This window comes from Gemmatimonadaceae bacterium, from assembly GCA_036003045.1.
Classification (GTDB): Bacteria; Gemmatimonadota; Gemmatimonadetes; order Gemmatimonadales; family Gemmatimonadaceae; genus JAQBQB01.
On sequence record DASYSS010000053.1, the window covers coordinates 1 to 15,062 of the forward strand.

General features: G+C 65.0%; 8 protein-coding genes and 1 tRNA gene. 4 read left to right on the top strand and 5 right to left on the bottom strand.

Features of this window, described 5'->3' with window-relative positions; translation table 11 throughout:
- Positions 1-270 precede the first annotated feature (270 nt).
- Positions 271-344: transfer RNA gene (locus VGQ44_14355), tRNA-Arg, on the bottom strand.
- A 280-nt stretch (positions 345-624) separates the two neighbouring features.
- Positions 625-3,300 (bottom strand): M14 metallopeptidase family protein, encoded by a 2,676-nt coding sequence (locus VGQ44_14360; GenBank protein ID HEV8448010.1) that lies wholly within the window; start codon positions 3,298-3,300, stop codon positions 625-627.
- Between the two features lie 393 nt (positions 3,301-3,693).
- On the opposite strand from VGQ44_14360, the gene VGQ44_14365 reads away from it, so the two are divergent.
- The 4 genes from VGQ44_14365 to VGQ44_14380 all read left to right on the top strand — a co-directional run bounded on the left by VGQ44_14365 (position 3,694) and on the right by VGQ44_14380 (position 13,101).
- Entirely contained in the window at positions 3,694-6,885 is a 3,192-nt protein-coding gene (locus VGQ44_14365; GenBank protein ID HEV8448011.1) for a SusC/RagA family TonB-linked outer membrane protein, read from the top strand.
- A 20-nt stretch (positions 6,886-6,905) separates the two neighbouring features.
- Positions 6,906-8,300 (top strand): hypothetical protein, encoded by a 1,395-nt coding sequence (locus VGQ44_14370; protein HEV8448012.1) that lies wholly within the window; start codon positions 6,906-6,908, stop codon positions 8,298-8,300.
- Positions 8,301-8,469: 169 nt separating this feature from the next.
- A complete protein-coding gene (locus VGQ44_14375; protein ID HEV8448013.1) occupies positions 8,470-11,400 on the top strand; it encodes a prolyl oligopeptidase family serine peptidase in 2,931 nt (976 codons plus the stop codon).
- A gap of 117 nt (positions 11,401-11,517) precedes the next feature.
- Positions 11,518-13,101, top strand: a complete 1,584-nt coding sequence (locus VGQ44_14380) for a M20/M25/M40 family metallo-hydrolase (protein ID HEV8448014.1) — start codon at positions 11,518-11,520, stop codon at positions 13,099-13,101.
- Between the two features lie 73 nt (positions 13,102-13,174).
- On the opposite strand, the gene VGQ44_14385 is transcribed toward VGQ44_14380, so the two are convergent.
- The 3 genes from VGQ44_14385 to VGQ44_14395 all read right to left on the bottom strand — a co-directional run.
- A complete protein-coding gene (locus tag VGQ44_14385; protein ID HEV8448015.1) occupies positions 13,175-13,786 on the bottom strand; it encodes a hypothetical protein in 612 nt (203 codons plus the stop codon).
- Positions 13,787-14,018: 232 nt separating this feature from the next.
- A complete protein-coding gene (locus VGQ44_14390) occupies positions 14,019-14,729 on the bottom strand; it encodes a hypothetical protein (GenBank protein ID HEV8448016.1) in 711 nt (236 codons plus the stop codon).
- Positions 14,730-14,836: 107 nt separating this feature from the next.
- A partial coding sequence (locus VGQ44_14395) for a hypothetical protein (protein HEV8448017.1) occupies positions 14,837-15,062 on the bottom strand: 226 nt, incomplete at its 5' end.

Here is a 15,062-nt window from a genome sequence, read left to right on the forward strand (position 1 = left end):
GCCAGCGCCGACGCTCACGGGGGGGCGGGGGGGCGGGGGGGCGGGGGCGTCGGCGGGCTGGTGCGAGGGACGGGCTCGGTTCGGACGGAGTTGGTGGGAAGGGCTAATGGAGGGGGGAGGGCCTTCGAGCCGGAGCTCAACCATGCCCGGTTCGCGCGTCATCGCGACGTACCGTATTGAGCGCGCGCTGTGCCGCACGAGGAGGGCGGCGTCGTGAAACCAAGAACTGAGGCCAGCGAAGCTACGGATGCCGGCCGAAGGGGTCAAGGACGCGCGCGACAGGATTCGAACCTGTGACCTTCGGCTCCGGAGGCCGACGCTCTATCCAGCTGAGCTACGCGCGCAATGGTGCGACTTCAATGGCGACGAGCTGCGCGCATTGATGTGCCCTCGAAAGATGCCGGATTCCGAGGCTGGGCTCAAGGCAAACCTTGGCAGCCTCGGAATTCGGCGGTTTCGAACCTCGGCAGTTTCGGATTTCGGCAGTTTCGGATTTCGGCAGTTTTTGGAGTTCGGCAGTTTTCGGAGTTCGGAAGTCTCGGAGTCTCGGCGTTCGGCAGTCTCGGCGTTCGGCCGTTTCGGAGTCTGGCAGTCTCGGAGGCCGGCAGTCTCGCCGTTCGCTGTTCAGGGTTTCGCCGTCCAGAACCCAGCCGTCCCCTTCGCCTGATCGGCAACGTCGTGCGCGAAGAATGCCGCGTTGAACACGGCGCGGAACGTCCCCGTCGGTTGACCACGCCACTCGGGCTGGAAGCCGAAGAGAATGGCGTGACCCTTGTCGTGTTTGACGTCGAGCGCCGCGGCGTATCCCTGAATGTGAGGCAGGCCGTTGAGGAATCCGGATCGAAGCGGCGTCCCGTCGCTCGGGAACTTCGCGATCACCGATCCGTCGAATCCGTCGAGCGTCGTGAACACCGGGCTATTGAACACCATCACGTCCGCCCGCTCCGGCATTCCGGCCATCACCGGATGCGCCGGATCGGTGACGACGGACATGATCGAGCCGCCGGTGAAGAACTCCTTCCGCGGCAGTCCGGCAACCACGTTGCGCACCGGAAGTCGCAGCGTGCTGATGAGCGAGTTGGCGCCCTGATTCCACGCGACCACGGTCCCACCGCCGCGCACGAATTCGTCTACCGCGCGCTGCTCCTCGGCGACCGAGCTGTCGGGCGCTGCGCCACCGCGGCCTCCACGGCCGCCGCCGCCGCCACCACGTCCCCCGCGTCCGCCTCCTCCGACTCCCTGAGACCCTACGACGATCACGTCGAAACGGCTTTCCAGATTCCCGCCCTTCAAGTCCGCCGGCGTGATGAGCGTGTACTTCGCGTTGTACGTGTCGAAGAGCCATTCGGTCCAGCCTTCGTCCATCACGCCGGGCTGCGACTTGTACAGCGCGATTCGCGTCGGCGCGTTGGCGGCCGCCGGAGCCGAAGACGTGCGCTCCGCGGTGACCCACAGCTCCTTCGCCCACGCGTCGGCCTTTGCCGGATCGAGACCGGTGACGACGTATCGGGCTCCGCGGCTTCCCGACGCCGGAGCGAATCGGAGCGTCGCGCCCGCGGCAAGCGCGCGGTTGATCAACTTGAAAGAGTTGTTCTGAGCGGGATCCAACAGCAGCGCATCGCCAGATCCGGTGATCTCGCCCGCCGCGGGGACGATTCCCGCTGCCTCGGCGTTCGTTGTGAAGGGCTCGTTCGGATCCGTGTGCCAGTCTATGGGAGCGCCACGAGGAGAGGTGAGCGAGGCCCGAATGTCGTCGCCGAGCGGGGTTTTTCCCTCGACGACATTGACGCCCATTTGGTATGGCAGCGTCCATCCGGCGGCGTCGTACGGCGTGTCCTCACCCATGTCCGGATACTTCTGTGGCTCGAACAGCTCGCGGACGAGCTGAGCGTACTCCTGATCCATCGGGATGACCCACGTTCCCTTCGGATAGCTCACGCCGCCGTAGTTGACATCGCGGCTCAACTGTTGGACGCGGATTCCCATGAACGCCATGCGTCGCAGCAATTCGACCGGCGCCACGCGGTCGTGCTGGTCCTGCGGAATGAAGTACGCGTACGGTGCGCTCGTCTTGAACTGCTGAATCGTGTTGCGCGCCGACTGATAACGGTTGTACAACAGCTCGCTCTTGAACCGCGCCGCGTAGTCGAGCGTCGCGATGTCGGCTGTGACCATGTAGTTCACGGCGTCGCGAAGCCCCCATTTACCCTGCGCCCACGGGCTCGAGTACAGCGATGTTGGCCGCAACTCGGCGTAGTCCGCGGGGAGATCGGCCACCGTGGACGTGCGCGGCGTCGCGCAGTTGCCGCCCTGCGTCTCCGTCCACCACGACGGGATGTTCTGGTACATCGGCATGTAGTCGATGTATCCCGGATACCACGCGTCGTACGTCTCGAGCTGCGAAACGGCGCCCGGTTGGCCGTTCGCGTCGAGCCGTTCGGCGATGCGCGTTCCGATCGCGTTCACCTCGCGCGCCATGATCGGCGGCACACGCAGACCGACCGGGTCGGCAAACGGCGGAATCCAGATGCGAGTGGGGAAGGGCGACGACTGGTGCTGCACGTAGATGACGTCGGGCTCCCATTCGCGCCAGGTCCGCTGGATCACGCGCGACTCGATGACATTGAGCATGTACGAATCGCGGTTGTTGTCGTGTCCGACGTACTTCTCGTAGAGCTCCATCGGCACGCCGCCGCGGACCGTGTGCTCGGCGTCGGGCTGGTTCAGACGGCACCAATTCACGACGATGTCCTGGCCGTCCGGATTGATCGACGGCCAGAGGAAAAACACGACGCTGTCGAGAATCGTTTTCATCTCGGGTTCGTTCGCGCGCGACAGCAGCTCGTAGGCGACCTGCGGCGTATGCTGCGATCCGGCGATCTCCGACGCGTGCAGCCCGCCGCTGATGTCCACGATCGCCCGGCCTTGTCGGGCGAGATCGCGCGCCTGCGCGTCCGTGAGGCCAGCCGGGTGCGCGAGCTTCATGTTCGTCTCGCGGATCTTGTCGAGACGGGCGAGGTTCGCCGGCGACGAGATGAGAACGGCGGTCCACGTTTTCCCGTACGCCGTCTTCCCGACGGTGAGCAAACGGACGCGGTTGCTCGCCGCCGCGAGCTTCTTGAAGTAGTCGATCGACTGGTCGTAGGTGAAGAGCTTATAGTCTTCGCCCACGGGGAATCCGATCACCGACTCCGGGGTCGGTATCGAAGCTCCCGAGACGGCAGTGGGCGGCTTTTGTGCCGCCGCCGAGCCGGCGGCGGCCAGTAGGATAGGAAGGAACAGCGTTCGAGTGGGACGCATGATCCGGGACAAAGGAGTCTCCTCGCGTGGTTTCAATGTGCGACCACGCGAAAATGCGGTGCGCGACGGCAACGCACCAGCGCTGGCTCGGTGTGAAGACGGGAACCGAAGAACGGCAGCTCGCTTACATCTGTCATGTGACCGATCCGCTCCCGTCGGTGGTTCTTGACGTTGATTCTCCAAGCCGGTAGCGTCTCCGCCATCCCGAACCCCGCGAAAATGCTCGGGACCGGACTTGTCGGCGATGTGTCAGTCCAACCGCAGTCCGCTTAGTCCAGCAGCAATCACGTAGTCCCCCGCACCCAGCCGCCCCGACGCCGAACCGCGGGGCCGGTTCGTTTGGCCGAACGCACATCGGTCGTTCCCCGCCCGATCTCCTCGAAAGGAGTGACAATGACTTTGGGACGCTGGAAGATCGCCGTCGTAGGAGCAGCCCTCTCCCTTACCTCGCTGAGTGGCCGGTTGGCCGCACAGGGAGCAACCATCACCGGACACGTCACCGCAAAAGAGGGCAATGCGCCCCTCGCCGACGCGCGCGTCATCGTCATCAGTGGCAGCGTATCGGCCAGCACCGGTGAAGACGGCAAGTACACGCTGCGCAACGCACCCACCGGCAGCGTCCAGCTTCAGGTCCTGCGCGTGGGCTACCGCTCCGTAAAGCGAAACGTAGAGGTCAACCCGAGCGGAACGACCGTTACGGACTTCGCGCTCGAGGTGGCGGTCGCGCAGCTCGAGGAAGTCGTGACGACCGCCACGGGCCAGGCGCGAAAAGTCGAGCTTGGTAACGCGATCTCCACCGTCAACGTCGCGAAGGCCGCCGAAGTCTCCGAGATCTCGACGACCGCCGACATGTTGACCGCCAAGGCGCCCGGCGTCGTCGTGTTGCCGGGAACCACGCTCGGTGGCGCACCGACGGTCCGTGTGCGCGGAGTGTCGTCGATCAGTCTGTCGAACGCGCCGATTTGGGTCGTCGACGGCGTCCGCATCGCGACCGACAACCTCACGACCGGCACGGACACGCGTTTCTCGCTCCTGAACAATCTCAATCCGGACGAGATCGAGGACATCGAAATCGTGAAGGGCCCGTCAGCGGCGACGCTGTACGGAACTGACGCGGCCAACGGTGTCGTGGTCGTGACGACCAAGAAGGGTCGCGCCGGCGCATCGCGCTGGTCGTTCAGCGGCGAGTACGGCAACGTCGACGACCGAAACGACTATCCCGACATGTACGCGAACTGGGGCCACACGCTCGGCAACCCGACCAAGAACGTTCGGTGCCAGCTCGGAACGATGGCTCCGCCGGGAACGACGCCGACGTCGAACAGCACGTGCATTTCCGACAGCGTCACGCACTACAACCTCCTCGCCGATCCGTCTCGCACGTTCATTACCCTCGGCAACCGCAAGGCCGCGTCCGCGCAGGTGAGCGGCGGCTCGGACGCCGTCCGCTACTTCGCGAGCGGCTCGCTGAACAACGAGGTCGGTCCGATTCAGATGCCCGGGTTCGACGTAACGCGCTTCCAGACCGCGGGCATCAAAGTGCAAGACGCGTGGTTCCACCCGCTCGCGCAGCAACAGGCGTCCTTCCGGACGAATCTCTCGGCCGCCGTGAGCCCGACGTTCGATCTCACCGCGAATGCCGGATTCCTCAAGGAAGACAACCGCATCGAGCCGGAGAGCGACCTGATCATCGCGCTCCTCTACACCGGTTTGCAGAACTACGGATTCAAGGGGCCGGGGCTCGACAAGGTGACCACGCAGGCGAAGTACGCCGACGGCACCGCCGTTCCGCTCAACGACTATCTGCAGTGGGACCCCGGCGACATCATGCAGGCGACGAGCTTCAGCGACGTCCAGCGAATGCTTGGCAGCTTCGACGCGAGCTGGCGTCCGCTGCCGTGGCTGTCGAACCAGGGAACCGTGGGTCTCGACCTCGTGACGTCGAACTACTTCCACCTCTGCGCGCTCAACCAGTGCCCGCCGCAGAGCGCGACGGCGCGAATCGGCAACATCAACGACAACCGCCAGGACAACCGCAACCTCTCGGCGAAGGTCGTCAGCACCGCGAGCTGGAACGCCAAGCCGTGGGCGAACCTCAAGACGACCATCGGCGCCGACTACACGAATCTCGAGACTGACGCCGTCAACAGCACCGGACAGGGTCTGCCGCCGGGCGCGACGACGGTGGCTGCGGCCACGACGATCAGCGCGAGCGAGTCGCAGCCGACTGTCGTCAAGACGCTCGGCGTCTACGCCCAGGAAGCCGCCTCGCTTCGCGATCGAGTGTTCCTCACGATCGCGGCCCGCTCGGACCAGAACAGCGCCTTCGGCACCAATTTCCAGCACGTGCTCTACCCGAAGGCGAGTGTCTCGTGGCTCTTGTCGGACGAGTCGTTTTTCCCGCAGAAGTTGGACTTCCTCAGTCAGTTCCGCGTCCGCGCCTCGTACGGCGCGAGCGGCGTTCAGCCGGGTCGAACGCAGGGCCTCATCACGTTTGCGCCGGGGACCGTGACGATCGACGGTCGTAGCGCGACGACGGGCACCGACACGCCGTCGTTGAGCGCGTCGAACCCCGGCAACCCGAACCTCAAGCCCGAGCGTTCGGCGGAGTGGGAGGCCGGGTTCGAGACGTATACACTGAGCAACCGCCTGCACCTCGACTACACCTACTATCACAAGACGACGCACGACGCGCTGATCAGCGTTCCGATCGCTCCGTCGGCCGGCGCCTCCGTCACGAGCCTGCTGCAGAACGCCGGCTCGACGGAGAATTACGGACACGAGTTGCAACTCAACGCGCAGCTGTACGACAGCAAGCGATTCGGCTGGGACCTGACGGTCACCGCGTCGCACAACACGGCGCTCATCGTCAACCTCGGCATCGATCCGTCGACCGGGGTTGCGCGCATCATCGGAGCGGGCGGTCTCACCGAGCAGCGCGACGGTCAGCCGATCAACTCGCAGTGGTATCACCCGTACACCTATGCCGACGCCAACCACGACGGCGTCCTTCAGGTGAGCGAGGTGCACGTCGATTCGTCGTTCCAGAACTACGGCAACGCGATCCCGCGCGATCTGCTGGCGATCAACACGGGGTTCGATCTGTTCAACCACATGCTCCGACTGACCTCGCTCTTCGACTCGAAGGGCGGATACAGCACGCAGGATGGCGCCGACAATTTCCAGTGCAACTCGGTGCCACTCTCGTGCCAGTCGACGCAGGATCCGCACGCGCCGCTGGCCCAGCAGGCGGCCGCGATCGCGAAGACCTATGGGACGTTGATCGGCCCCGCCGGCGCACAGACGTCGTTCAAGTCGGGCGCCGGGTACTTCATGAACGGGCAGTTCTGGAAGTGGCGTGAAGCGTCGGCGATTCTCCAGCTCCCCACGCGGGTGAACAACTTGCTTCGCACGGGGCCCGGGTCGTCGCTCGTCTTCACCGCCCGGAACCTGAAGTTGTGGAGCAGCTTCTGGGGCATCGATCCCGAATCGAACTACGGCGTAAACGGCGCCGAGGTCCAGAACGAGTTCCAGACCGCACCGCCGCCGACGTACTTCGTGTTCCGTCTCAATCTCAAGTACTAACCCATCGAGGACGAGATCATATGCAGATTATGACCAATCGCGCCCGGTGGGTTGCGACCCTTGCCACGGTAGTCGGGGGATCGCTGGCCATCGCGGCATGCAACGTAAAGCAGGAGTTGCTCGCTCCGCAGAACCCGGGGTTGGTTGACCCGAGCGCCGTCGGCAACGCGGCGGCAGCGTACGCGCTCAAAGTCGGCGCGGTCGGCAAGGTGACGGCCGTCGTCGACTGCGGTGGCAACTCCGAGTGTCTGTGGGAGGAGGTCGGGAATCTCACCGACGAGTATCACAACGCCGACTTCCAGAACACGCGTCAGGACATCGACCAACGGTCGATGGGCGATGACAATCCGTCGAACCCGTACACGAGCGTCACGCAGCAACGTGGATTCGTGCGCGACGCTATCGCGGCTGTCGTCAAATACATTCCGGACAGCACGGCGGACATCGGCGAGATGTACATGTCGTTGGCCTTCCTCGAGATGTCGCTGGCCGAGAACTATTGCAACGGAATTCCGCTGGGTCACACCGTCAACGGCGTTTTCACCTTCGGGCCGGGCCTGACCGACGCGCAGGTACTCGATAGCGCCTCGGCGCACCTCGACTCGGCGCTCGCGATCAACAAAGGGACGAGCGCGCAAGCAGTGTTCGTCCAACAGGCGACGTCGATCCTCAAAGCGCGCGTGTTGGTCGACAAGGGCAACTTCGCCGCGGCCCCTGCGCTGGTCTCCGGCATCCCGTCCACGTTCGGCTACTACATGGCGACGTCCCAGGCGAAAGGCACGAGCCTCGGCCTGTGGTCGATTGTGAACTCCACGGCGCGTCTCAGCGTGAGCGACAGCGCCGAGGTCATCAACGGAACGTCGACCCCCACGAAGAACGCGTTGCCGTTCGCGTCGGCGAAGGATCCGCGCGTGCCAGTGATCTTCGGCGGCAACGCGAGTCCGCCAGTCGTCGCCGAGGACGGCTCGACGCCGCAGTTCATCGAGCAGCTGTACGGACGCTTCGATCCGATCGCCATGGTGTCCGGCGTCGACGCGCGTTTGATCGAGGCCGAAGCGAAGTTGAACGCGAACGACATCGCCGGGATGATGACGATCCTCAACGCGCTGCGGGCCACGCCGCCCAAGATCAGCAACTTCCAGCCGGCGGCGATGGCAGCGCTTCCGACGCCGGCGACGCAGGACGCCGCCGTCACGCTGTTCTTCCGTGAGAAGGCGTTCTGGACGTTCGGCCGCGGCCAGCGCTTGAACGACGACCGCCGGCAAATGCGCCAGTACAAACGGACGGAAGATCAGGTGTTCCCGACCGGCGCGTACTTCAAGGGCGGCTCGTACGGCCACACGATTCAGCTCGCGGTCACGAACACGGAGCTCTCGAACCCGTTGTTCAAGGGCTGTACGGATCGCAATCCGTAGAGCGATTGTTTCAGTCGACCTCGACAGCCCGTGGCCTTGTGCCACGGGCTGTTTTTTTCTGCAGCATCTCCCGTCCGCGGTGCGTTTCGAAAGCGTCGGCGGCTCGATTCGCAAACGCGCCTCCCCGACGATATCATCTCCTGATCTCCCGCCTTTCCTCGAGGTTCGTATGCCGCGCCCCGGCTGGTTCGTCGCCATCGTCCTAGCAGCAGCGCCACTCGCTGCGCAACAGCCAAGCTCAACCCATGGAGCGGCCAAGCCGACGTTGACGAGCGCCGACTATGCCAAGTGGGAGACGCTTGGCGCCGGCGCGCTGTCGCCCGACGGGAAATGGGTGGCGTACGACGTCCGCCGCGGAAACGGCACGACCGAGCTGCACTACCGCGCAGTGGATTCGGACAAGGACCAAACGGCGCGTTCGGCGACCAACCCGCAGTTCTCGGCGGGGGGAAACAGCCGGTGGCTTCTCTATACGATTACACCCGATACCGCGGGTGGACGCGGCGGCCGGGGTGGCCGTGCCGGCGCTGGCCGAGCGGGCGGCGGAGCCCCTGCTGAAGGCGGCACAGCACCGAATCGCAACAAGGTTGGTATCGTCGATCTGAGGACGGGCGTGATCACGACGCTCGACGATGTGCAATCGTATTCGCTGAGCAGCGACGGCTCGCACGTTGCCTTGCGACGCTATCCGGTCGGCGGCCGGCGTGCCGCGGACGTCATCGTGCGCGATCTCGAGGCGGGCACCGAGCTCGCGTTCGGGAACGTCTCGGAGTCCTCGTGGAGTGAAGACGGCGCGATGCTCGCCATGACGATCGACGTCGACGGCCACACGGGCAACGGCGTGCAGGTGCTCGACGCGAAGACCGGCTCCATTCGGTCGCTCGATGCGAGCGACGCGATCTACACCGGGTTGACGTGGCGCGGACACTCGGACGATCTCGCGGCGATGCGCAGCAAGACCGACACCGCGTTCGCCGACACTGCGTATGCCGTCTTGGCGTGGCATGGCGTCGGGGCGGGCTCCGGCGCCAAGAAACAGGTATATGATTTCTCGAACGACCGGTCGTTTGCGCCTGGGTTGCGCGTCGCGGCGTACCGCGCGCCGAGCTGGTCCGACGACGGATCGACGCTGTTCTTCGGCGTGGCACCCCGCGAGGCGAAGGTTACCCCCGAGCGCCGCGCGCCGGGCGAGCTGCCCCCGGCAAAGGTGCAGGTCTGGCACTGGAAGGACGTCCGCGAATTTCACCAGCAGGAAGTGAGCGCCAACCAGGATCGCTCGCGCACCACGCTCGTCGCGTGGCACGTCGGCGATCCATCGGCCGTTCGACTCAGCGCCGACCCGCTCGAGACCGTGCAGCTCTCCGAGAACGGCGCCGCCGCGCTCGCGACGGACGAGGGCCCGTACGCGCGCGAGTACATGTCCGGCCGCCAGTATCGCGACGTCTATTCGGTCGACGTCACGAGCGGCAAGCGCACGAAGATCCTCACGAAGTCTCTCTACGGCGCGACGCTCAGCCCGAGCGGCCGCTACGCCGCGTACCAGCAGGACGGGCAGTGGAACGTCATCGACCTCAAGAGCGGCGCGCGCACCAACCTCACCGGCAAGCTCAAGGTCGGCTTCGTGAACACCGAAGACGACCACCCGGTGCCGGAGCGGCGCGCGTACGGACTCGCCGGCTTCACGACGGGCGAGAAGTCGGTGCTCGTGAACGACCGTTTCGACATCTGGCAGATCCCGATCGACGGATCGTCAGCGACGCGTCTCACGAAAGGCCGTGAGGACTCGACGGTGTACCGCTGCGTCAACGAAGGCGGCGGATTCGGCGGCGGCGGTGGACGCGGGGGACGAGGCGGCGGCGCGGCCCGCTCGACGCCCTGTCAGCTCGACGGTGAAGGCAGGACGATCGACGCCGCGAAGCCGCTCGTTCTCTCGGCCACCGGCGAGTACAACAAGAAGAGCGGCTATTCGCGTCTCACGATCGGCCAGCCCGCGCAGCAACTCGTCTGGCTCGACAAAAGCGTGACGAATCTGCGTCGCGCCGAGAACGCCGACGTGTTTTTGGTCGAGGAGCAGACGGCCGAGGAGTCGCCAAACTATTTCGTCGCCGCGGGTGGCGCGTCGCTCGCGAGCGCGAAGCGTGTGTCGAGCTCGAACGCGTTCCAGAGCGACTACGCGTGGCCGAAGCAGGTGCTGATGAATTACAGCAACAAGCGCGGCGACAAGCTGCAAATGATGCTGACGTACCCGGCGAACTACGAGCCGGGCAAGAAGTATCCGATGGTCGTGTACTACTATGAAAAGCTCTCGCAGGGCTTCAATTCCTATTTGATGCCCAACGAGCGCAATCCTTATAACATCTCCGTCTTCGCCCAAAACGGGTACTTCGTTCTGCGTCCCGACATCGTGTTCCAGGCACGCAATCCGGGATACTCGGGGCTCGACTGCGTGACGTCGGCCGTGGCCGCCGTGGAGTCGAAGGTCGCTGACATCGACGCGAAGCACGTCGGCAACATGGGACACTCGTGGGGCGGATATCAGTCGGCGTTCTATGCCGTGCACAACCACGGCACGTTCGCCGCGTCGATCGCCGGCGCGCCGCTCACCGACTTGATCAGCATGTATGGCTACACGTCGGGCAACAGCGGTCTTCCCGAGACCGGCCACTACGAGACGAGCCAGGAGCGCATGCAGGTCCCCCTGTGGGAGGATCCGCAGGCGTACATCCGCAATTCGACGGTCTACGCCGTGGACTCGCTCCACACGCCGCTCCTGCTCGAGGAAGGGGACGCCGACGGCAACGTGAACCACTTCCAGAGCGAAGAGCTGTACAACTTCGGCCGCCGCCTCGGGAAGCAGGTTGTCTACCTCGTCTACGAAGGCGAGAACCACAATGTCGCGCGTCCGGAAAGCCAAGCCGACTATCTCCACCGCCAGTTGGAGTGGTTCGGCTACTTCCTCAAGGGAGATCCGCCGGCGCCGTGGATCACCGACGGCGAGACGTACCTCGTGCGTCAGAGGATTCTAAAGGACGGAACCACCGCACCGGGCGCGACGGCCGTGCAAGCGGGAAGCGCGACTGGGCGAGGGGGAAGGCCTTAACCGGGTGGACAGGTGGACGGGTGGACGGGTGGACGGTCACCCTGGAGCCCAGCCGCTTGTCCGTTTATCGATCTTTCTACTGTCCACCCGTCCACCTGTCCACCCGTCCATCTATCAATGCGCTTCCACTCTTCCCTCGCCTTCATCGCACTTCTCGTCGCCGGGTCCCTAGCTCGCGCTCAGGACAATCCCACGGGCGACCCCGTCGTCCAGAAGATCTACGACGAAGGAATGCATCGGTCGCAAGCGTCCCGCCTCGCGCAGGTGCTGATGGATTCGATCGGGCCGAGGCTGACGGGGTCCTCGGCGAACCGCGCGGCGAACGAATGGCTGTTGCGCACCTACAAGGCGTGGGGGATCGACGCCAAGAACGAACAGTACGGCACGTGGCGCGATTGGACGCGCGGACCGAGCGGCCTCGAGCTCGTCGCGCCGCGCGTGCGCGTGCTCGAGGCGACGATGCACGCCTGGAGCGCGGCGACGCCGGCGGGCGGCGTCACGGCGGACGTCGTCATCATTCCGACCGCGGCGGAAATCGGCGACAGCATCGGTTTCGTCCGATGGCTCGCCGGCGTGAGAGGAAAGCTCGTTCTCGCGAGCATGCCCCAGCCGACTTGCCGTCCCGACTCCGACATTCATTTCTGGGCCGACTCGGCCGTCTATCATCACGCGGTCGCGCTGCGCGACAGCGCGCAACAGAACTGGAACGCTCGTCTCACCGCGGCGCGCGTCAACGGGCGTATGCTCGGCCCGGAGCTCGAGCGCGCGGGCGCCGCCGGAATTCTGTCGAACAGCTGGTCGCGCGGCTGGGGCGTGGACAAGATCCAGTCGGCGCGCGCCACGCTCGTCCCGTCGTTCGACGTCTCCTGCGAGGATTACACGCTTCTCGCTCGGCTCGCGTCCAACGGACAGCATCCGCGGGTGCGCGCGGTCGCCGAGGCCACGCTGGCGCCCAACGAAGCGCCGGTGTTCAACACGGTTGCCAGGATCAACGGATCGGAAAAGCCGAACGAGTATGTGATGCTGTCGGCGCACCTCGACTCGTGGGACGCGGGGAGCGGCGCGACGGACAACGGCACCGGCACGATCACGATGCTCGAGGCGATGCGCATCCTGAGGACGGCGTATCCGAATCCAAAGCGGACGATCCTGGTCGGCCACTGGAGTGGGGAAGAGGAGGGCGACATCGGGTCGTCGGCGTTCGCGGCCGATCATCCGGAGATCCTCAAGGGACTCCAGGCGCTGTTCAACCAGGACAACGGAACCGGCGAGATCGACTCGGTGCAGACGAACGGATTCATCGACGCCGCGCCGTCGCTGGCGCGCTGGATGTCGCGCATGCCGGCGGATCTCACGAAGAACGTGGCGCTGATGCTGCCCGGCATCGCCCACGATGAGAGCACCGACAGCGACGCGTTCGATTGCCGCGACGCGCCGGCGTTCTTCTTGTCGTCGTCGGATTGGTCGTACACCGACTACACATGGCACACCAACCGCGACACCTACGACAAGGTCAACTTCGACGAGGTGAAGCGGAACGCGACGTTAGTGGCGATGTTCGCATACCAGGCGGCGGAGGATCCGAACTTCGTCTCGCGCGCGCGGCGTGTGCCGCCGACGAGCTCGCGAACCGGACAGCCGATGCAGGTTCCGCAGTGCGATCGGGCGCCGCGGAGCTGGAAGGACGCGCAGCGGCCGTAGAGTTTGTCCGGTCTACCGGTCTACCGGTCTACCGATCCACCGGTCCACCGGTCCACCGGTCCGCCCGTCTCCGCTATCTCGACGCCGGCGGTTTTCCGGTCGTGTCGACCCGCACGCCCTTCAGCACTCGGCGGTTCGTCTCGAGCTTGGACAAGGACTGCCGGTCGATGGACAGATGGGCGAGATAGCTGTGGTTGATCGCGTCATAGACGCGTCCATCGAACGTGATCTTGCCGGCTCCGTCCTTGCCGCCCCACGTGTCGGCGAGAAGCGTGTATGACAGGCCCGTGAACTTCAGTTTGGTGCCCGACTCGAAGCTGACGTCGATCGTGTTGCCGTCCGGGTTCACGTCCACCGCCACGCCCGGCGTGCCGTCGAGGACGTCCACTTCTTCGATGAACTTGCCGTCCTTCGTGACCAGCTTCCCGTGAGTCACCTGCCGCTCGCCCGACGACAGTTCACGCTGAAGCGTGATCGGTTTGGCGAGATAGAACTGGAGCGACTTGATCTCGGTCGGCGTGAGTGAGATCTGCTCGCGGAGCTGTCGCGTGAAGTCGATGCGATCCTCTTTCGAGGTGGGCGCCGGCGAGGACGACGTCACGCCGCCCTGCGGGGCCGACGACGTGTGAGAGCAGCCGACCAGGGCGATCGCGGCGCAGAGACAAGTAAATCGGGCGAAGCCCATTGGCATCCTCGGCTTCCAAATTCAGTTGGCTGATCGGAGAGCGCCGCGTTTGGCGGCTGGGTGGCCGGGAGACCACCGCACAGAATCGTACCGACCCTGCGTATGGAAAGATCCCGGGCCCATGGATGCTGGCAAGGCTCTCAGGCGAGCGGCTCGGCGTGCCGCTGTCGTCAAGCCGCACGGGGCACGGCGCTTCGCGCCGCCCCCAGGTGCTGCTCGACGCCGGATCTACTCAACCGATGCTGTGGAGCCCGAGGATTCCCGTGAGGATGGTGCCGAGGATCGACGGGGAGCCGTTCACGACGGTGCCGTACTGCGCATGCTTGGCGAATCCGTCTTCGTAGCCGCGACGGAACCCTTCGCGGAAGTAGTAGTTGTAGTCGGTCTGCGGCAGGTAGTTGCCGCTAAAGCCGAAGTTGGCATCCTGATAGCCGTACGATTGCTGATAGTTCGAGGCCCAGTGGTCCTTGCGATCGGCGCGTCCGGCCTTGAATCCCTGCTGGTAGCCGTTGTTCACCGCCTGTCGCATGACGTCGGCGCCATATCGGTTGGTCTCCCGGTTGGTCGACCCGACGGTATAGCGGAAGGTCATTGGCGCCGAGTAGTACGGGTCGCGCTGGACGTCGCGCGGGGTGTTCAGCCGCTGCTGTTGCTGTCGCAGGTTCGCCGCGTACTGCTGGTTCACGGTGTACTGCGCGCTGCGTCTCTGCTGCTGCAACGCCGCCGACGCCTGTTGTGTATTGCGCATGCGGTCGGCGAGCGCCGCCTTGTAGGCCGTGTCGCGCTGGCGCTGATCGTTCACGCGCTGCTGTTGCTCCTGCGGCGGGACGGGCTTCGAATCCTGCCCGTGGCCGCGACCACGGCCCGGATCACCCTGGGCGCGGGCGACGCCGCCGATGAGCAGCAGTGCGGCGAACGTCGTGAGAGTTGTCGATCGTTTCATAAGATGTTGCCTCCAGGCAACGAGTCTTGGCAAAGCGCCAAGGTAATCAATACTTGTCTAAGGCATCAGTCGTGCCATTAGCACTCTAATATATAACTGTACGCAATCTACGCCGCGTGTCGCGCCGGCGGCACGAGGTCGCGCAGCACCTGGCCGAGGGCCGTCGGCGACACGGGAAGCTTGAGCCACCTCACCCGCTCCACCGGCGCGAAGGCCGCGACCGCCGCGCTCTTCTCCGACGCATGGCAAATCACCATGGGCACCCGCCGGGCCGAGCTCTCGACGATCAACCGGTGGACCAGACCGACCTGCGCGTCATAGTCGCAGATCACG